This is a genomic window from Streptomyces sp. MUM 2J (assembly GCF_022414535.1).
In the GTDB taxonomy this organism is placed as follows: Bacteria; Actinomycetota; Actinomycetes; order Streptomycetales; family Streptomycetaceae; genus Streptomyces.
The window spans coordinates 50385-72453 of sequence record NZ_JADWYM010000016.1 but is presented as its reverse complement, the minus strand read 5'-3'; the positions used below and the strand labels follow the sequence as shown (position 1 = coordinate 72453).

4 protein-coding genes are annotated in these 22069 nt (G+C 71.5%); all 4 read left to right on the top strand.

The window, feature by feature from the left end; genetic code table 11:
- Positions 1-97: 97 nt before the first annotated feature.
- Genes I3F54_RS15865 through I3F54_RS15845 form a run of 4 tightly spaced genes read left to right on the top strand, consistent with a single transcriptional unit; the run spans position 98 to position 22039 of the window.
- A complete protein-coding gene (locus I3F54_RS15865; RefSeq protein ID WP_240119411.1) occupies positions 98-1285 on the top strand; it encodes an NAD(P)/FAD-dependent oxidoreductase in 1188 nt (395 codons plus the stop codon).
- 42 nt (positions 1286-1327) lie between these two features.
- On the top strand, positions 1328-9265 hold the full coding sequence (locus tag I3F54_RS15860; protein WP_240119410.1) for a non-ribosomal peptide synthetase: 7938 nt from the start codon (positions 1328-1330) through the stop codon (positions 9263-9265).
- A gap of 4 nt (positions 9266-9269) precedes the next feature.
- The gene (locus tag I3F54_RS32110) at positions 9270-17054 is read left to right on the top strand and encodes a non-ribosomal peptide synthetase (protein WP_275676243.1); all 7785 of its coding nucleotides are present in this window, start codon (positions 9270-9272) and stop codon (positions 17052-17054) included.
- Positions 17055-17059: 5 nt separating this feature from the next.
- The gene (locus I3F54_RS15845) at positions 17060-22039 is read left to right on the top strand and encodes a non-ribosomal peptide synthetase (RefSeq protein WP_240119409.1); all 4980 of its coding nucleotides are present in this window, start codon (positions 17060-17062) and stop codon (positions 22037-22039) included.
- Positions 22040-22069 lie beyond the last annotated feature (30 nt).

Sequence of the window (22069 nt, the reverse complement as noted above, 5' to 3'; positions counted from 1 at the left end):
TCGTTCTGTTCGCCGTGCCGGTGGCGCACTCGACCACAAGGGATCTTCCGGCTGCGTCCGCGTTGCGTCCAGAGACTACCTGTAAGAGAGGCGCGCCATGTACGACGTGATTGTCATCGGTGCCCGTTGCGCGGGTTCGCCGACGGCCATGCTTTTCGCACGGCAGGGGTATCGTGTCCTGCTTCTGGAAAAAGCGCGGTTCCCCCGGGACACGCTGTCTTCGCACTACATCCACATGCAGGGCATGGGGCTGCTCCATCGGTGGGGGCTGCTCGGCAGGCTCCGCGACGCCGGCTGCCGGCCGATCACCCGCCAGAGCTACGAGGGGCCCGGTGTCCGCATAGAAGGCTTCTCCCTGCCGGTCGACGGCCTGCGGTACACGTACGCGCCGAGGCGCTTCGTGCTCGACCCGATCCTCGCCGACGGTGCCGTGGCGGCCGGTGCGGAGTTCCGGGAGGGCTGCACGGTCAAGGACCTGGTCTGGGAGGACGACCGGGTCGTCGGCGTGCGGTACACGACGCCCGGCGGCGCCGAGGCGACGGACCGGGCGCGCCTTGTCGTCGGCGCGGACGGCATGCGCTCGCTGGTGGCCCGCAGGGCCGGTGCGCCGAACGTCATCGAACACCCGCGGGTGTCCTGCACCTACTACAGCTACTGGGCCGGTGTTCCGTCGCACTTCGAGCTGTACGAGCGGCCGGGGCGCTGGATCGGCGTCATTCCCACCAACGACGACCTCACGCTGCTCATGACCTACTTCCCGCAGGACGAGTACCACGAGGTCCGCAAAGGAGCGGAACCCTTCTACCTCGACAGCTTCCGCACGACCGCACCCGGACTGTACGAGCGGATGTCGGCGGGCGAACGAGTGGAGCAGCTGTACGGCACGGGACACCAGGAGAACTACTTCCGCAAGGCCTACGGGCCCGGATGGGTGCTGGTCGGCGACGCCGTGAACCACAAGGACTCCATCACCGCCCGCGGCATCACCGAAGCATTCGTCCAGGCCCAGTCGCTCACCGGCCACATCGGGGAGCGACTGCACGACGACGCCGGGCTCGGGACGGCGCTGAGGCGCTACGAGAACGACCTGAGCGGCGAAGCCCTCGGCCACTACCAGGGCGCGCTCAACGTGGCCGAGCTCAAGCCCCAGGGGCGCATCGACATGCTGCGGAAGCTGGCCGGTCACCAGGAGCACGTCGACCGGTACTTCTCGACCCTGTCGGGGGCCTGCTCCATCGACGACTTCTACAACGACGAACTCCTGACCCTGCTCGACCTGAGCTGAGTGACGACCCGCTCCTCGTGGTTCCGCCGATTTGGAGAAACAATGATCCCGTTGTCGTTCGCGCAGCGCCGGCTGTGGTTCGTGGACCGGTTCGAAGGCCCTTCGCCGACCTACAACGGCGCTTTCGCCCTGCGGCTGACCGGTGAGCTGAACGCGGGTGCGCTGCAGGCGGCGGTCGGCGACGTCATCGACAGGCACGAGGTCCTCCGCACGGTGATCGTCGAGGACGATGACGGCGTCCCGCACCAGAGAGTGCTGGCGTCCGGGGAGCGGCCGTTCGAGCTGCCGGTCGTGGAGGTCGCGGAGGAGGAGCGGGCGGCGGCGGTCGACGAGGTGGCCACCGGGACCTTCGACCTGGCCCGCGACGTGCCGATCCGCGTCAGGCTGGTGAGGTGCGCAGCACGGGACCACACCCTGGTGGTCGTAGCGCACCACATCGCGGTGGACGGGGAGTCCTTCGGGCCGCTGTTCCGCGATCTCGCCACCGCCTACGCGGCCCGCGCCGAGGGGACGAGCCCGGCGTGGGACCCGCTCCCGGTGCAGTACGCGGACTACACACTGTGGCAGCTGGACGTGCTCGGCGACGAGTCCGATCCGCTCAGCCTGTCGTCCCGGCAACTGGCCTACTGGCGCGAGGCTCTGGCCGACCTGCCGCAGCCGCTGGCCCTGCCGACGGACCGCCCGCGCCCGAGGGCGATGAGCACCGACGGCGACCGGGTCCGGTTCTCGATCGATCCCGGCCTCCTCGGGGCCGTGGAGAAGCTGGCCACGGAGCTGGACGTCACGGTGTCGATGGTCATGCACTCGGCGCTGGCGGTGCTCCTGCACCACCTGGGGTGCGGCGACGACGTGCCCATCGGTGTGCCGATCACGGACCGCACCGACGAGGAACTGCGGGACCTCGTAGGGTTCTTCGTCAACACCTGGGTGCTGCGCGTCGACCTGTCCGGGAACCCGGCCTTCCGCCGGGTGCTCCAGCGGGTGCGGGACAGGTCCCTGGCCGCGTACGACAACCAGGACATGCCGTTCGAGCGGCTGGTGGAACTGCTCAATCCGGACCGTTCCACCGCCTACAACCCGTTCTTCCAGGTCATGCTCTCCTGGCAGCCGCCCGTGCCGGATCTCGCACTCCCCGGCCTCGGTGTCCGGGCCGAGAGACTCGAGACCCGGACGGCCAAGTTCGACCTGTTCTTCGACCTGCTCCCGGACGGCTCGGGCGGGGCGCGATGCCGTCTGGAGTACGCCGCCAGCCTGTTCGACCGGGACACGGCCGAGGGCGTCGCACAGCGGTTCGTCCGCGTGCTGGGCCGGCTCGTGGCCGACCCGGAGCGCGCCGTCGGCACCGTCGACGTGCTCGACGCGGCCGAGCGGCACCTGCTGCTCACCCGGTTCGACGGCAGTGCCGCGGCGGGGTCCGGGCTGACGGTCCCCGAACTGTTCGAGAGGCAGGTGGCCGAGACGCCCGACGCCCCGGCGATCGTGTGCGACGGCCGGACGCTGACCTACCGGGAGCTCGACGACCGGGCGAACAGCCTCGCGTGGGAACTCGTCCGGCGCGGGGCCGGCCCGGAGGACCTGGTGGTCCTCGCGCTGCCGCGCACGGAGGCTCTGGTGGTGGGTCTGCTCGGGATTCTCAAGTCCGGTGCCGGATACGTGCCGTTGGACCCGCAGTACCTCAGTGGGCGAGCGGAGACCGTGCTGTCCGAAGCCGCCCCGGGGTTCGCGGTCACCGACACCGCGACGTGGCAGGACCTGCCGCACGGCGGCATCGCCTGGGTCGACCTCGACCGTCGCGCGGAGTGGGACGTACCCGCGGGGGCGCCGGACAACGCCGGCCGGGTCTCGCCGCTCGGCCCGGACAACCCGGCGTACGTGATGTACACCTCCGGTTCCACGGGCAAGCCGAAGGGCGCGACCATCACCCACCGGGGCGTGGTGGACGGCGTGCGGGAACTGGTGCGCGTCCTCGACGCGCCGCCCCGGTGGCGGATGCTGGCCGGCACCTCGGTCAACTTCGACGTCTCGGTCTTCGAGCTGCTGACCACCCTGACCACCGGCGGCACGGCCGAGGTGGTGGAGAACGCGCTGGCGCTCGGCGAGCGGAACGGCTGGGACGGACACGTGGTCAGCGGGGTCCCCTCGGTGCTCGGGGAACTGGTGGGCCACCTGGAGAAGGTGCCCGACGTGCGCACGGTCGTGCTGGCGGGCGACGTGCTCCCGGGCCGGCTGGTGCGGAAGGTGCGCGAGGCCCTTCCCGGCGTTCAGATCGTGAACTGCTACGGGCAGAGCGAGAGTTTCTACGCCACCACGTTCTCCCTGGCGGCGTCCGAGGAGTGGCCCGGGGGCGACGTCGCCCCCATCGGCACCCCGCTGGGGAACATGCGTGCCTACGTCCTCGGTCCGGGACTCGCCCTGGTGCCGCAGGGCGTGATCGGCGAGCTGTACGTGGCCGGGACCTGCCTGGGCCGCGGGTACCACGGCCGCCCCGGACTGACCGCCGAGCGCTATGTCGCCAGCCCGTTCGGCCCCGCCGGCGAGCGGATGTACCGCACGGGCGACCTGGCCCGCTGGAACGCGCAGGGGCAGCTGGAGTGCGTCGGCCGCGGAGACGGCCAGGTGAAGGTGCGCGGCTTCCGCATCGAGACGGCCGAGGTCGAGGCTGCGATCACACAGCACCCCGGGATCAGCGAGGCCGTGGTGATCAGCCGGGAGACGCCCCCGGGCGGAAGGCAACTCGTCGCCTACGTGGTGCATACCGGCGAGGGGGCCGTCGGCGACGACGGCCTCGGCGGTATCGGCGACGTGGATGTGCTGGCCGGCGCCTCCTCCGCCGAGCTGCGCAGGTTCGTCGCGGCACGGCTGCCGGACTACATGGTGCCGTCGGCCTTCGTGACCCTCGGCCGGCTGCCGTTCGGGCCGACCGGCAAGCTGGATCGCCCGGCCCTGCCCGAACCGGAGTTCCTCGGCGAGGTCTACCGGGAGCCCCGCACCGAGGCCGAGAAGATCATCGCAGCCGCGTACGCGGACGTGCTCGGTGTGGACCGGGTCGGCGTCGACGACGACTTCTTCGCGATGGGCGGGGACAGCCTGCGGTCGATCCAGGCGGTGGCCCGGGCCAGGGCCCGGGGTGTGGAACTCACCACGCGGGAGATCTTCGAGTGCCGCACGGCGGCCCGGCTGGCCGAGGTGGCCACCGAGCGCCGGGACCGGTTGCCCTTGCTCGCGGAGGACGAGCGCGGCGGCGTCGGGCCGATGCCGCTGCAACCGGTGGCGCGACAGGTGTTCGGGCGCGGTGGTGGGACGGACCGGTTCGCCATGTCGATGGTCCTCGAACTGCCCGCCGGAATCAGCGCGGACGGCCTTGCCGCGACGCTGGACGCCGTACTCGACCGGCACGACCTCCTGCGCGCGCGGCTGGTGCGCGGCGACGAACCCTGCCCAGTGCCGCAACAGGCGACGTCCGCCCCGTCGCGGCGCCCGGCACGCACTCCCGCCGCACCGGCCGAAAGCCCGAGTACGCCCAGTACGAGGACTTCCGGCCGGCACGCCGGGAGCACGCACCGGACGCCGCTCCCTGACGGGCGAACGGTGCCTGCCGCGGCACTGGAGGCGCGCGAGGCGGGCACCGTGCGGGCGGCGGGCCTCATCCGCCGGGTCGACTGCGACGGCCGGTGGGACGAGCCGTCCTCGCTTCGGGCGGCCAGGGCGGAACTGGATGACGCGGTCGGCCGGCTCGACCCGGAAGCCGGGACCCTGGCGGACTTCGTCTGGTTCGCCGCGCCGTCGGGCGAGGGCCGGCTGCTCGTGGTGCTGCACCACCTGGTGGTGGACGGTGTCTCCTGGCGCATCCTGATGTCGGACCTCGCCGAGGCGTGGCAGCAGGTCCGTTCGGGCGAGGAGCCCGAGCTGCCCGCGGTGGGCACGTCGGCCCGCCGCTGGGCGTCGGCGCTTCGGAACGAGGCGCTCAGCGAGGAGCGGGAAGCGGAACTGGCGTACTGGCGGGACCTGCTCGAGTCGCCCGACCCCCTGCTGGGTACGCGGGCCCTCGACCCGGCGGTGGATGTGTGGTCCACACTCGACACCGTGCGGGTACAACTGCCCGCCGAGGTCACTGCGGCGGTGCTGACCGAACTCCCCGCGGCGTTCCGGGCCACCGGGACCGACGTGCTTCTCGCCGCGCTCGCGCTGGCGGTGAACCGGTGGCGCGGTGCGGACCGCTCCACCCTGGTCAGGATGGAGGGACACGGCCGCGAGGAGGACGTCGTCCCCGGGGCCGACCTCTCCCGGACCGTCGGATGGTTCACCAGCATGTACCCGGTACGGGTCGACGTGCGGGGCGTGGACCCGGCCGATGTGCTGGCAGGCGGTCCCGCCGCCGGGACGGCGATCAAGCGGGTCAAGGAACAACTGCGTCAGGTCCCGGACAAGGGCCTGGGGTACGGGCTGCTGCGCTACCTGAACCCGGAGACCGCCGGGCAACTCGCCGACCACCCGGAGCCGCAGATCGGGTTCAACTACCTCGGCCGGATCTCCGCCGCCGACGTGCCCGAGGCCCTGCGCGCACAGGGGTGGGGACCGGCGTCCTGGTCCGCCGAGCTGATCGCGGAGCCCGACCCGGACCTGCCCGCGCTGTCCGCCCTGGAGGTCAGCTCGGTCGCCACCGACACCGCCGACGGCACGCAACTGCAGGCCACCTTCAGGTTCCCCACCGGGGTGCTGTCCCGCGAGCGGACCACCGAACTGGCCGAGCTGTGGGTCGAGGTGCTGCACGGCATGGCCGCGTACGCCGTTCGCCCGCGGATCGGCGGGCTCACGCCCTCGGACGCACCGCTGGTCCCGGTGCGGCAGGACGACATCGAGACCTGGGAGGAGCGCTACGGCCGGCTGGTCGAGGTGTGGCCGCAGGCCCCGGGGCAGCTGGGCATCCAGTTCCAGGCGGCGCTCGCCGACGGCAGCTTCGACGTGTACCACATGCAGTTCGTCCTGCACCTGTCCGGGCACGTGGACCCGGCGCGCATGCGGGCGGCCGGCCAGGCGCTGCTCGAGCGGTATCCGAACCTGCGCTCCGCTTTCGTCACCACGGCCGACGGCGAACCGGCGCAGGTCGTGGCGGAGTACGTCGCCCTGCCCTGGCGGCACATCGATCTGACCGGTCGGAGCGAGGCCGAGCAGGACGCGGCGCTCGACAGGGCCCTCGCCGCCGACCGGGCCGACCGGTTCGACCCCGTCCGGCCGCCGTTGCTCCGCCTGACCCTGCTCACCTGCGGGCCGCAGCGGGCGAAGCTCGTTCTCGCGGCGCACCACACCCTGTTCGACGGCTGGTCGTCGCCTTTGGTGATCACGGACCTGATCCGGCTGTACGCCGGGTCCGCCGAGCTCGCTCCGGTCCGCAGCTACGGCGACTACCTGTCCTGGCTGTCCCGCCAGGACCGGGACGCGTCGGCTGCCCGGTGGAAGGCCGAGCTCGACGGATTCGACGAGCCGACCCGCGTGACCGCGGACATGCCGCTCACCGGAGAGGCTTCCTCCCTCGGACGGGTCGAGGTACCGCTGTCGGTCGACAAGGGGCGGGAACTCGCCGGGCGGGCCGCCGAACTCGGGGTCACGCTGAACACGCTGCTGCAAGGCGCGTGGGCGATCCTGCTCTCGAAGCTGACCGGGCAGCACGACGTGGTCTTCGGCGCCGCCGTCAACGGCCGGCCGGCGGACCTGACCGGCTCGGACGAAATGGTCGGCCTGTTCATCAGCACCTCGCCGACCAGGGCGCTGTGCCGGCCGGACCACCGCGTGAGCGACGTCATCACCGATCTGCAGAACCGGCAGATCACCCTGCTCGACCACCACTACTACGGTCTGGCCGACATCCAGCGGGACGCCGGGCTGCCCGTCCTGTTCGACACGATCGTCGTGTTCGAGAACTACCCGGTCGACCGCGAGGGCATCGTCGACGCGAACGCCTCGGCGGGTTTCACGATCGACGCCATCCGTCCCTTCGCGGGCTCGCACTACCCGCTCACCCTCAACGCCTCCGACCCCTACCTGCGGCTCTCCCTCGACCATCGGACCAACCTCCTCGACCGCGTCGCGGCCGAGGCGATCGCCGCCCGGCTCGTGCGGGTCCTGGACCAGTTGCTCCAGGACCCGCACGTGCCCGTCGGTGCCGTCGAGGTGCTGGCAGAGGAGGAGCGGGAGTGGCTGGTGGACCGGATCAACGACACGGTGCATCCGGTGGCCGTGGACACCCTGCCGGGTGCCTTCGAGGCGCAGGTGGCACGGACCCCGGACCGTGTGGCGCTGATCGGCGAGCGGGAGAAGCTGACCTACGGGGAGTTCAACCGGCGGGCGAACCGGCTGGCGCACTGGCTGGTCGAGCGGGGCGCGGGCCCCGAACGGTTGGTCGCTGTGAGGATCCCCCGGTCCGTGGATCTGATGGTGGCGATCTACGCGGTGGTCAAGGCAGGTGCGGCCTATGTGCCGGTGGACCCCGGGTTGCCGGAGGACCGGGCACGACATGTGCTTCAGGGGGCCGGACCGCTGCTGGTGCTCGACGAAGAGCTTCCCGACGTCTCCGCGTACCCCGAGACGAACCCGGAGCGGAAGCTGTCGCCGGACAATGCCGCGTACGCCATCTTCACCTCGGGTTCCACCGGTGGTCCGAAGGGTGTGCCGGTCGCACACCGGGCGATCATGAACCGGCTCAGATGGGGTCTGGCGCACTTCGACGTCGGTGTCGAGGACCGGGTGCTGCTGAGCACGACGGCGAGCTTCGACGTGTCGGTGCCGGAGCTGTTCGCGCCGCTCCAGGTCGGGGCCGCTGTGGTCATCGCGCGCCGGGACGGCCGCCGGGACCCGGCCTACCTGGCCGAACTGGTACGGCGAGAGAGGGTGACCGGTGCGGACTTCGTACCGTCCCTGCTGGAGGCGTTCGTCGCCGAGCCCTCGGCGCGCGGTTGCACCAGCCTGCGCTGGATCGAGGTCGCGGGCGAGGCGTTCCCGGCCGCGCTGGCCGACAGGTTCGTCGAACTGCTGCCCGGCTGCACCGCGAACAACCTCTACGGGCCCACCGAGGCGTCGGTCGAGGTCACGGCCTGCCGGCACGTTCCCGGTGCGGACCGGTTGCCGATCGGCACGCCGATCTGGAACACCCGGGTCTACGTGCTGGACCCGGCGCTGGCCCCGGTCCCGCCCGGGGGCACCGGTGAGCTGTACCTCGCCGGCGTCCAGCTGGCCAGGGGCTATCTCGGGCAGACCGGGCTGACCGCGAACCGCTTCGTCGCCTGCCCCTTCGGCGAGCCGGGTTCCAGGATGTACCGCACCGGCGACGTCGTGCGATGGAACCGGGACGGTCAGGTCGAGTACATCGGCCGCTCCGACTTCCAGGTCAAGATCCGCGGGTTCCGCATCGAACTCGGCGAGATCGAGCACGTACTGACCTCGCACCCCGATGTCGACGACGCGGTGGCCGTGGCGCGGGAGGACCGCGCCGATGACCACCGGCTGGTCGCGTACGTGGTGCCGGGCAACGGTACGAAGGATCCGGCCGAGCTGGACATCACGGCCCTGACGGAGCTGACTCGCGAGCATCTGCCGGAGTACATGGTCCCCTCGGCGATCGTGCCGCTCGCCCACTTCCCCCGGACACCCAGCGGGAAGCTCGACCGTGGCGCGCTCCCCGCGCCGGACCGCACCGAGGCCGCGACCGGGCGGGGGCCGCGCGATCACAACGAGGAAGTCCTCTGCCGGCTCTTCGCCGAGCTGCTGGGGATGGAGGAGGTCGGCGTCGACGCGGACTTCTTCGACAACGGCGGGCATTCGCTGCTGGCGACCCGGCTGGTCGGTCGCCTGCGTAACGAGCTCGGTGTCGACGTGAAGGTCACGACGGTGTTCCGCCATCGGACCGTCACCGAGTTGGCGGCCCGGATCGGGAAGTCCGGCAGGTCGAACCGCCTCAAGCTGCGACAGATGAACGTTGAGGAGTAGCACGATGATCCCGTTGTCCTTCGCCCAGCGCCGGCTGTGGTTCCTTCACCGTCTGGAAGGGCCGTCCGCGACGTACAACATCCCGTTCGTGCTGCGCCTGGACGGACCGCTGGACACGACGGCCCTGGCCGCGGCGCTGACCGACGTCGTGACCCGGCACGAGAGCCTGCGCACCCTGCTCGTCGAGAACGAGGACGGCACACCGGAGCAGAGCATCCTGCCCCCGCAGGAGGCGGTCGTCCCGTTCCGCGTCGTCGACGTGGCCGCGGACGCACTGGACGACGCGATGCGCGAGGTCGTGCGAGCGGGGTTCGCGCTGGACACGGACCTGCCCTTGCGGACCACCGTCTTCCGCGTCTCCCCGCAGGAGCACGTGCTGGTGTTCGTGCTCCACCACGTCGCCGCGGACGGGGCGTCGATGGCGCCGTTCACGCGGGATCTGCTGTCGGCCTACACCGCTCGGAGGGAGGGCCACGCCCCGGAGTGGGAGCCGCTTGCGGTGCAGTACAAGGACTACACGGTGTGGCAACGGCGGATGCTGGGCGACGAGAAGGATCCGGGCAGCGTCGCCGCCGAGCAACTGGAGTACTGGCGACGGGAACTGGCCGAGGTGCCGCAGCCGACGCAGTTGCCGCTGGACCGGCCGCGGCCGACGTCGCCAGGCCACCGTGGCGGCCATGTCGACTTCGAGCTGGAACCGGCACTGGTCGCGGGCATCGGGAAGCTGGCCGCGGACCGTGGCGCCACGGCGCCGATGGTCGCCCAGGCCGTGCTCGCGGTACTCCTGCACCACCTCGGCGCCGGCAACGACCTCTCGATCGGCAGCCCGATCGAGGGGCGCCCCGACGAGCAACTCGAGGACCTGATCGGCTTCTTCGCCAACACCTGGGTTCTGCGCGTCGACCTGTCGGGGAACCCGTCGTTCGGCGATCTGCTGGAGCAGGTGCGGGACCGGGCCCTTGCCGCGTACGACAACCAGGACGTTCCGTTCGAGCATCTGGTGGAACTGCTCGATCCGGACCGGACCACCGCCTACCAGCCGCTGTTCCAGGTCATGCTGGCCTGGCAGTTCGCGTGGTCGGAGATCGAGATGCCGGACCTGCGGGTCACCCCCGTCCCGGCGGGGACCGGCACCGCGAAGTTCGACCTGTTCTTCAACATCGTCCCGGACCCGTCCGGGCGCGCGTACGGGCGCCTCGAGTACGCCGCGGAACTGTTCGACCACTCCACGGCCGAGAGCCTGGCCGACCGCTATGTGCGCGTGCTGCGGCAGGTGGTCGCCGAACCCGGCACGCGGCTCGGCTCAGTGGACGTGCTCAGCCGTGCCGAACGGGACCGGCTGACTCGGCTGAACGAGACGACGGCGCCGCTGCCGTCGTCGACGGTGCCGGAGCTGGTTGCCGCCCGAGCAGCGCGGACACCGGACGCGACAGCCGTGGTGTCCGGGCAGACCTCGTTGTCGTACCGGCGACTCAACGCCCGAGCGGGCCGGCTGGCCGCGGTCCTGCAGGACCGCGGCATCGGGCCGGATGCCCTGGTCGCCGTGGCGTTGCCACGCTCCGCGGACCTGGTGGTCGCACTCCTCGCCGTGCTCAAGGCCGGTGGCGCCTACCTGCCGATCGACCCCGACTACCCGGCCGCGCGAGTCGACCTCCTGCTCAACACGGCCGGTCCGGCCCTGGTACTGACCGATCGTGCGACGGCGGCGACCGTGGCGACGTGCCGGCAGCGCGTACTTCACCTCGATGACCTGGACTTGGACGGCCCCGGCGCCGTAGCCCGGGACGTCCGTGCAGGGCCGCAGGACCTGGCCTACGTGATGTTCACCTCCGGATCCACCGGGACCCCCAAGGGCGTCGCCATCACGCACGCGGGCGTGGTCAACGGTGTGCAGGACCTGCGTCGGCGGACCCATGTCGCCGCGGGCTCCCGGATGCTCGCCGCGACCTCGGTGAACTTCGACGTCTCCGTGTTCGAGATGTTCACCGCGCTGACCACCGGCGCCAGCGTCGAGATCGTGCGTGACGTGCTCGAACTCGCCGAGCGCGGCGGCTGGTCGGGCACCACCGTCAGCGCCGTGCCGGCGGTGTTCTCGGCATTGCTGGACCAGATGGCCGCCGGTGACGCGGACGGGCCCCACATCGACGTGGAAACCGTCGTGTTCGCCGGCGAGGCGCTCTCCTGTGACCTGGTCCACAGGGTACGCGACGCCCTGCCCGGGGTCCGTGTCGTCAACGCCTACGGACAGACGGAGAGCTTCTACGCCTCCACCTTCACGGTTCCTCCGCAGTGGACCGAGACCGGCGCGATACCGGTGGGAACGCCCTTGGCGAACATGCGCGCCCACGTCCTGGGGCCGGAACTGACGCCGGTACCGCAGGGTGTGACCGGTGAACTGTACGTGGCCGGCCAGGTCGCCCGCGGCTATCACCAGGACGGCCCTGCCACCGCGGAACGATTCGTCGCCTGCCCCTCCGGCCCCGCCGGGGCGCGGATGTACCGCACCGGGGACCTGGCCCGGTGGGACGCGGACGGCCGGCTGAGGTACGCGGGACGAGCCGACCACCAGGCCAAGGTGAACGGCATCCGTGTCGAGCCCACCGAGGTCGAGACGGTCCTCGCCCAGCACCCCGCGGTCGGCCGGGCCGCGGTCGTGGTGCGCGAGGACCGCACCGGGACCACACGGCTCGTCGGCTATGTGGCGCGGGCCGGCTCCGGGGGCGCGGACGGTGACGGGGACGTGAGCGCCGGTGTCCCGGTGGAGGGTTTGCGGCGGTTCGCGGCCGAGCGGCTGCCCGACTACATGGTGCCCGCCCGGCTCGTGGTCCTCGACCGGCTGCCGTTGACCGCGAACGGGAAGCTGGACCGGGCCGCGCTGCCCGAGCCGGAGTTCTCCGGCACCGGGTACCGGGCGCCGCGCAGCGGGGCGGAGCGGGTGCTGGCCGAGGTGTACGCCGATGTCCTGGGCACAGGGCAGGTGGGCGTCGACGACGACTTCTTCGCCGCCGGCGGGGACAGCATCCGGTCCATCCAGGTGGTGGCGCGGGCCAGGACGCGCGGTGTCGTGATCAGTACGCGGGAGGTCTTCGAGCACCGCACGGCCGCCCGGCTCGCGGAACTGGTCGAGGGCCGGGAAGAAGAGGAGGGCAAGACACTGGCCGAGCTCCCCGGCGGTGGCGTCGGCTGGGCTCCGCTCCCGCCGACGGCCGCGCATGTGCTCGCACTCGGTGGTGGCATCGGCCGGTTCTGCATGTCGGCGATGCTGACCCTGCCCGAGGACATCGACCGTGGCGGAGTCGTCGCCACGTTGCAGGCGGTGCTGGACCGGCACGATGTGCTGCGTTCCCGGCTCGACCGGACGGGGCCGGGCCTGCGGATGCAGCCGGCCGGCACGGTGGACGCAGAGGCGCTGGTGCGGCAGGTCGCCCACGGCGACGTGGACGTGAGGGCCGAGTTGGACGCGGCCGCGGACCGTCTCGACCCGGACGCGGGCGTGATGGCGCAGTTCGTGTGGTTCACCTCCGACGCGGAGGCGGACCGGCTGCTGATCGTGCTGCATCACCTGGTCGTCGACGGGGTGTCGTGGCGCATCCTGGTCCCGGACCTGATCTCGGCCTGGCAGCGGGTCCGGGGCGGCCACACCCCCGAGCCGGCGGGTGCGGGCACCTCCTTGCGGCGATGGATGCGTGCCCTGGCGGACGAGGCGGCCGACCCCGAGCGGGTGGCGGAACTCCCCGTGTGGCGGGAGATCCTGGCCGGTGACGAGCCGCTGCTGGGAGCGCGTGAGGTGGACCGCGTCCGCGATGTCGCGGCCACCGTCGACACCGTTCGGGTCCAGGTGCCGGCCGGCGTCACGGAGACCCTGCTGAACACGGTGCCCGCGTTGTTCCACGGCGGTGTCGACGACGGACTGCTCGCCGGCCTCGCGCTGGCGCTGGCGCGCTGGCGCGGATCACGGGGAACCTCCGGATCCTCGGCACTGGTACGCCTCGAGGGCCACGGCCGCGAGGAGCACCTCGTGCCCGGCGCGGACCTGTCGAGCACGGTCGGATGGTTCACCTCGATGTATCCGGTGCGCCTGGACGTGGCCGGCATCGACGTGGCGGAGGCGTTCGCCGGCGGCAGGGCCGCCGGGAAGGCGGTCAAGGCCGTCAAGGAACAACTGCGGGCCGTGCCGGACAACGGGGTCGGGTACGGCCTGCTGCGCCACCTCAACCCCCGGACCGCTACCGAGCTGGCCGGAACACGCCGACCGCAGATCGGGTTCAACTACCTCGGCAAGGCATCCAGCACGGACATCCCCGAGGAACTGCGGGGCCTCGGCTGGACTCCGGACACCACGTACCGGGATCTGACCGCCGCGCCCGACGCGGACATGCCGGTGCTGTCCGCACTGGAGATCAACGCGGTGGCCACCGACGCCGGCGACGGGGACGGCGGCGGGGCGGAGCTGACCGCCTACTTCGGCTTCCCCACCGGGGTGCTCACCCGGGAGGAGGTGAGCGAACTGGCCTGGCTGTGGGTCGAGGCGCTGACCGCCCTGGCCCGGCACGCCACCACCCCCGACGCCGGCGGGCTGACCCCCAGCGACGCGCCCCTGGTCGCTGTGGGCCAGGAGGAGATCGACGCCTGGGAGGCGCGCTTCGGCAAGCTGGCCAGGGTGTGGCCGGCGACCCCGGCACAGTCCGGGATCCTCTTCCAGGCGATGCTGGCCGGGGCGTCCTTCGACCCGTACCACATACAGCTGGTGTTCCACCTGTCCGGCCAGGTCGACCCGGAGCGGATGCGCCGGGCCGGGCAGGCGCTGCTCGATCACCATCCCGCCCTGCGCGCGGCGTTCGTCAACCGGGCGGAGGGCGATGTCGTACAAGTGGTACCGGAGTCGGTGACCCTGCCGTGGCGGTACCTCGACCTGACCGCGGTCGACGAGCCGGAACGCACCGAGGCGTTCGAACGGTTCCTCGACCAGGACCGGACCACCTACTTCGACGCGGACAACCCACCGCTGATCCGGCTGGCACTGGCCGCCCTCGACCCCGACCGGCCCGAACTCGTGCTGACGGCCCACCACGCGCTCTACGACGGCTGGTCCACCCCTCTGCTCCTGCAGAACCTGCTGATGCTCTACGCCTCCGGCGGCGACCCGACCGTCCTGCCCGGCGTCCGCGACTTCGGTGACTTCCTCGCCTGGCTCGCCCGGCAGGACCAGGACGAGTCGGCACGGGCGTGGGCGGCCGAACTCGAGGGGATCGAGGAGCCGGCCCTGCTCGCTCCCGACTCCGCGACCGCGGACGACGGCCGCCGGGACCAGGTCGAGATCGATCTCCCGCTCGACGAGGCGCATGAACTCGTCCGGCGCGCCTCCGAGCTGGGCATCACCGTCAACACCCTGATACAGGGCGCCTGGGCGCTGCTGCTCGGCCAGCTCACAGGCCGTCAGGACGTGGTGTTCGGCACGACCGTCTCCGGGCGCCCGCCCGCGGTGACGGACGTCGAGTCGATGGTCGGGATGTTCATCAACACTGTTCCCGTGCGCGTCACGTACGCGCCCGGCGACACCGTCGCCGAGGTCCTGGGCCGGCTGCAGAGCCGGCAGGCCGACCTGGCGGAGCACCACTACTACGGGCTGGCGGAGATCCAGAAGTCCGCCGGTGTGCGGTCCCTCTTCGACACACTGGTCGTCTTCGAGTCGTACCCGGTCGACCGGGAGGGCCTCGGTGCCGCCGGCGACGCCGCGGACGGGATCGCCTTCACCGGCCTGCGCCCGTCCGCGGGCAACCACTACGCCCTGTGCCTGACGGCAGCGGCCGACCCGCACCTGCAACTGGTCATCCAGTACGCGCCGGGTGTCTTCGACCGGGACACGGTGGCGACGTACGCGGCCCGACTCGTCCGCTTCCTGCGGCAGACGGTGGCCGATCCCGGGATGAGGATCGCGCAGATCGACTCCCTGGAGCCGGGCCTACGTGAACGGATGCTGGCCCGGTTCGACGAGGCGGCCGTTCGGGCCCGCCACGTCACGCTCACCGAGCTCGTCGAGTCACAGGTGGCACGGACACCGGACGCGGTCGCCGTGGTCGCCGAGGGCGAGTCGCTCACGTATGCCGAGCTGGACGCCCGCGCCGAGCGGCTGGCGGTCGCGCTGGCGGAACGCGGGGTGGGTCCGGAGACCGTGGTGAGCATGGTCCTGCCACGCACCGCGAACGCGGTGGTGGCTCTCCTGGCCGTGCTCAAGGCGGGCGGCGCCTATCTGCCGGTCGACCCCGCCTACGCCGCGGTCCGCCTCCCGCACGTCCTCACCACCGCCCGGCCCCACCTGGTCCTGGCCGACGCGGGCACACGCGGACTCGTCCCCGGCACGGACATCCCGGTCCTTCTCCTCGACGACGTCGATCTGCTGGTCACGACCGCGGACACCGCACGGGCCGCGGCACGGCCGAAGGCCGGTCCCGAGAACCTCGCCTACGTCATCTACACGTCCGGCTCCACCGGCGTGCCCAAGGGCGTCGGCGTCACCCACACCACCGTCGTCAACGCCGTGGACGCGCTGGTCGCGCAGGCCGGAGGGGAGCCCGGGCGGCGGGTGCTGGTCGCCGCCTCGTTCGGCTTCGACGTCGCCACCTTCGAGACGTTCGCCGCGCTCACCACGGGCGGCACGGCCGAGATCGTGCGCGACGTGCTGGAGCTGGCCGAACGCGACTCCTGGGACGTCGACGTCGTCTGCTCGGTGCCTTCGGCCTTCGCCGAGCTCGTCGACCAGCTCGCCGACCGCATCAGGCCCACGGCACTGAACATCTCCGGGGAGGTGCTGACCCCGGTCCTGGCGGAGCGGGTGCGCACGCGCTGGCCCGAGGCGCGGGTCATCAACAGCTACGGGCCGAGCGAGACCTTCTACGCCACCGGCCACCTGCTGGACCCCGACGAGGCGTACACCACCGGTGTGCCCATCGGCCGCCCCTTCCCCGGCGTGCGTGCCTACGTCCTCAGCCCCGGGCTGGCCCTGCTGCCCCCGGACACACCGGGCGAGCTCTACCTGGCCGGGGCCGGCCGGGGCTACCACCGTCAGCCCGGCCTGACCGCCGACCGCTTCGTCCCCGACCCCTTCGGGCCGCCCGGCTCCCGCATGTACCGCACCGGTGACCTCGCCAGCCTCACCCCCGACGGTGAGCTGCAGCACCTGGGCCGCATCGACACCCAGGTCAAGATCCGTGGCTACCGCGTCGAACCCGCCGAGATCGAGGCCGCCCTGACGTCCCATCCCCACATCGCCCAGGTCGCCGTCGTCACCCAGCGACCCGGCGACACCGCGCCCTACCTGGCCGCCTATCTCGTGCCCGCCGACGGCGAGAGCGTCCCGGCCGCGGACGAACTGCGCGACCACCTGGCCGAGCGGCTGCCCGAGTACATGATCCCTGCCACCTGCATGCCGCTCGACCGGCTGCCCCTGTCCCCCAACGGCAAGCTCGACCTCAAGGCGCTGCCCGCCCCCGGCCCCACATCCGGCACCCCCTTCCGGGCGCCCCGCACCGCCCGCGAGGAGGTACTGGCCAAGCTGTTCGCCGAGGTGCTCGGCCTGGAGAGGGTCGGTGTCGACGACGGCTTCTTCGAACTCGGCGGGCACTCGCTGCTCGCCACCCGTCTGATCACCCGGGCCCGAGCCGAGATCGGGATGGAGATACCCATCCGCAAGATCTTCGACCTGCCGACGGTGGCCGCGCTCGCCGCGTGGTCGGAGGAATCGGCTGTTCCCCTTCGCCCCGCTCTCCGCAGGATGATCGTAGAGGAGTAAGACCGTTGATTCCGCTTTCGTTCGCACAGCGCCGTATGTGGCTCACGCACCAGATGGAGGGAGGGGCGGAGACCTACAACATCTCCCCGGCGTTCCGGCTGATCGGGCCACTGGACCAGGACGCCCTCGTCGCGGCGATCCGTGACGTGGTCGGCCGGCACGAGACCCTGCGCACCGTGTACGTGACGGACGGCGACGAGCTCCACCAGCGGATCCTGCCGGCGGCTCAGACGCGGGTGGAGGTACCGGTGGTCGAGGTGGCGCCTGACGCCCTGGACGACGCGGTCGACGGGTTCATCGCCCACCGGTTCGACCTGGCGGACGAAATCCCGTTCCGGGTAAGCCTGTTCCGCTGCTCACCCGAGGAGCACCTGCTGGTCCTGCTCATCCACCACATCGCCTCGGACGGCGTCTCGGGCGGGCCGCTGGCACGGGACCTGACCACCGCCTACACCATGCGCCTGGACGGCCGGGAACCGGAGTGGGAACCGCTGCCCGTGCAGTACAAGGACTACGCGCTGTGGCAGCGTGAGCTGCTCGGCGACGTGTCGGACCCGGACAGCCTGGCCGCGGCGCAGGCGGAGTACTGGCGCCGGGAACTGGCCGGGGTACCGCAGCCGCTGGGCCTTCCGCTGGACCGCCCGCGGCCCGCGGAAAGGAACGCGCAGGGTGACTCGATCGGCCTTGAGGTGGCCCCTCAGGTGGCGGCCGGGCTGCAGAAGCTGGCCGCAGAGCGCGGGATGACCATGTCGATGGTCGTGCAGGCCGCGCTGGGGGTGCTGCTCGGCAAGCTGGGCGGCGGGGAGGACGTGACCATCGGTAACCCGATCGCCGGGCGGACCGACTCGGCGCTGGCCGATCTGGTCGGGCTCTTCGTCAACACCCAGGTGCTGCGGGTGAACCTCTCCGGCGACCCGTCGTTCGCCGACCTGCTCCCGCAGGTGCGGGACAAGGCGCTGGCGGCCTACGAGCACCAGGACGTGCCGTTCGAGACGCTGGTCGAACTGATCAACCCCGACCGCTCCACGTCGTACCAGCCGCTGTTCCAGGTGATGTTCGCATGGCAGAGCTTCGAGAAGGCGGACTTCGAACTGCCCGGGCTCAAGGTGGAGTTCGAGCAGTATCTCACCCGGACCTCCCTGGCCGACCTCTTCTTCAGCCTGGCACTGGACGGCTCGGGGACGCTGCGGGGCGACCTCATGTACGCGACCCAGCTGTTCGACCGGGACACGGCCGAGTCCATCGCCGCCCGGTTCGTCCGTGTTCTGGAGCAACTGGTCGCCGACCCGCAGGCGCCGATCAGCAGGATCGAGGTGCTGGCGCAGGACGAGCGCGACTGGCTGGTGCGCCGGATCAACGACACGGCACGTCCGGTGGCCGCGGACACCTTGCCGGAGGCGTTCGAGGCGCAGGTGGCACGGGACCCGGACCGTGTTGCGGTGATCGGCGAGCGGGAGACGCTGACCTACTCGGACCTCAACCGGCGTGCCAACCGGCTGGCGCACTGGCTGATCGGGCAGGGAGCGGGTCCCGAGCAACTGGTCGCGGTGCGCATCCCCCGTTCGGTGGATCTGCTGGTGGCGGTCTACGCGGTGGTCAAGGCGGGTGCGGCCTACGTGCCGTTGGACACCGAACTGCCCGAGGAGCGGGTGCGGCACGTGCTTGCCGGCGCCAAACCATTGCTGGTGCTGCAGGAGGCGCTTCCGGACGTGTCCGGGTATCCGGAGACCAACCCGGAGCGGGAGCTGTCTCCGGACAACGCCGCGTACGTCATCTTCACCTCCGGCTCCACCGGTGGTCCCAAGGGTGTGCCGGTGACGCACCGGTCGATCATGAACCGGGTCAAGTGGGGTCTGGAGCACTTCGACGTCACGGTCGAGGACCGGATGCTGGTGAGCACCTCGGCGAGTTTCGACGCGTCGGTACCGGAGATGTTCTCCAACCTGCAGATGGGTGCGTCCGTCGTCGTCGCCAGCGCGGAGGGGCGGCGGGATCCGGCCTATCTGGCGGAGCTGATCCAGCGCGAACGGGTGACCGGCGCGTTCTTCGTGCCGTCCCTGCTGACGGCGTTCGTCACCGAGCCCTCCTCCCAGGGGTGCACCAGCCTGCGCTGGATCGAGGTCGCCGCCGAGGCGTTCCCGGCCGCGCTGGCCAACCGCTTCGTCGAACTGCTGCCGGGCTGCTCGGCGAACAACCTCTACGGCCCCACCGAGGCGACCGTCGAGGTCACGGGATGGCAGCACGTGCCGGGTGCGGACCGGGTGCCGATCGGCACGCCGATCTGGAACAACCAGGTGTATGTGCTGGACCCGGCGCTGCGCCCGGTCGCGCCCGGGGTCGCCGGCGAGCTGTATCTGGCGGGCGTCTGTCTGGCGCGGGGCTACCTGGGGCAGACCGGGCTGACCGCGGAGCGGTTCGTGGCCTGTCCCTTCGGCGAGCCGGGAACCCGGATGTACCGCACCGGCGACCTGGTGCGGTGGAACAAGGACGGCCAGGTCGAATACCTCGGCCGGACCGACTCCCAGGTCAAGGTCCGCGGATTCCGCATCGAACTGGGTGAGATCGAGCACGTCCTGTCCGGGCACCCGGGGGTGGCGCAGGCGGCGGTCGTGGTACGCGAGGACCACAAGGGCGACCAGCGCCTCGTCGCGTACGTGGAGCCCGACCCGGACGCCGTGGTGGCCGACGTCGACGCGCGGGTGGACGAGTGGCGCCGGGCCTACGACGCGGCCTGCGCCGACTCGGCCGGGGAGGAGTGGGGCGAGGACTTCCAGCTGTGGACGTCGATGTACGGCGGCGAGCCGATTCCGCGTGAGCAGATGGAGGAATGGCGGGACGCGGCGGTGGCACAGGTGCTGCGGTTCGCGCCGCGGCGGGTGCTGGAGATCGGTGTGGGTTCCGGTCTGCTGCTGGCGAAGATCGTCGGCGGCGTCGACGAGTACTGGGGTACGGATATCTCGGACCCGGTCGTGGACCGGGTCCGGGCACAGGCGGAGCGGGCAGGCCACGGTGACCGGGTCCGGCTCGGCGTCCAGGCCGCCGACGACGTGTCCGGTCTGCCCCGGGGCGGGTTCGACGTCGTGGTGCTCAACTCGGTGGCGCAGCGCTTCCCGGGCGTGGAGTACCTGGACCACGTGCTCGGCGAGCTGGTGGAACTCCTCGCGCCGGGCGGCCGCGTCATCGTCGGTGACGTCCGCAACGCCGCGACACTGCGGATTCTGACGACTGCGGAGAAGCGTGCGGCGCAGCCCTACGCCTCGCACGAGGAGATCCGGGTGCTGGTGGAGCGGGCCCTGCTGGCCGAGCGGGAGCTGGCGGTCGCCCCGGAATGGTTCACCGAGTGGGCGGCGGATCACTCCGTCGGGGTCGACATCCGGCTGAAACCGGGGCGGACGCACAACGCGCTGACCCGGCACCGCTACGAGGTCGTCCTGCACAAGGAGCCGGCCGGCGCCCTCGACCTGTCCGGTGTGCCCGCGGTGCCGTGGGACAAGGAGATGTCCGGCCCGGCCGGCCTGAGCGGCTGCGTGGACAGGGCGGGTGGCCCGGTGCGGGTGACCGGGATACCCAACGCGCGACTGGCGGCCGAGGCCGCTGCGGCGGCCGCCGCCGGTGTGGTGCGCGCGGACACCCCCTCCGGCAGGCCGGTCGATCCGGAGGACCTCGCCGCATGGGCACGGGAAGAGGGTCTGGACGCGGTCCTCACCTGGTCGGGCGAGGCCGTGCACCGGTTCGACGCGGTGCTGCTTCCCGAGCGTCTGGCCGTCACCGGAGGGTTCGTCCCCAGCGGTGTGGCCGGGGGGATCCGGGCGAACGCCCCCGCTCTGGCCAAGGCGATCGGCCCGCTGGTGGCCGAGCTGCCCGAGTACCTGCGTCGGCGTCTTCCCGACTACATGGTCCCGGCCGCGGTGGTGCCGCTGTCGGAGCTTCCGCTGAACCCGGCCGGCAAGATCGACCGGGGGGCGCTGCCGGCGGAGCACACGACCACCGTGAGCAACGGAGCACCGCGCAACTCCCACGAGGAGAAGCTGTGCTCCTTCTTCAGTGAGCTGCTCGGCGTGGAGCGGGTCGGTATCGACGACGACTTCTTCGCGCTCGGCGGGCACTCGCTCCTGGCCACCCGGCTCAGCGCCCGCATCCGCAAGCAGTTCGGCGTCGACATGCCCCTCAGGACGATCATCAAGTACCCCACGGTGGCCGAGCTGGCCGCGGTGGTGCTCATCGGCGGCATTCCCGACGACCACGCCCACTCGTTCGAGGTCGTGCTGCCGCTGAACCGCGACCCCGGTACGGGCAAGCCGCCGGTGTGGTTCATCCATGGAGGCGGCGGCCTCGGCTGGGCGTACTTCACCTTCGCGCCGTACGTGCAGGACCGGCCGGCCTACGCCCTGCAGTCCCGCGGCTCCGACGGCGAGGAACCGCTGGCGGGTTCGGTGGAGGAGATGGTCGACGACTACCTCGCCCGGATCCTGGAGATCCAGCCGGAAGGTCCCTACAACCTGGTCGGCTGGTCCTACGGGGGCCCGCTCGCGCATGCCGTCGCGGACGCGCTGGACCGGCGGGGGCACCAGGTCGACCTCGTGGCCGTCCTGGACGCACAGCCCGCGACCTCCGACCCGGAGAGCGGGTTCAAGCAGGTGTCCGGCAGGACCCCGAAGCTCTACCGGGCGGACGTGGAGGAAGTCTTCGGCCAGTTCATGAACACCGCCGACATGGACAGCTTCCTGGACACCATGTCGAAGGTGGGCGCCAACAACCTCAACAAGATGGGCGACTTCGCATCACCCGTCTACCGCGGCGACCTGCTGTACTTCAACGCCAGGCTCGACAAGACCGAGGGGGTCTCGTCCTGGGGGCCCGACTGGCGGCCGCACGTCCTCGGCTCCATCGAGGAGTACGAGGTGGACGCCACGCACCACGACCTGCACATGCCCAAGCCGGCGGGCCAGATCATGCGCGTCATCGCCCGCAAGCTGGCGCAGTGACCGGTACGACGATCCAGAAAGGGGCTGATG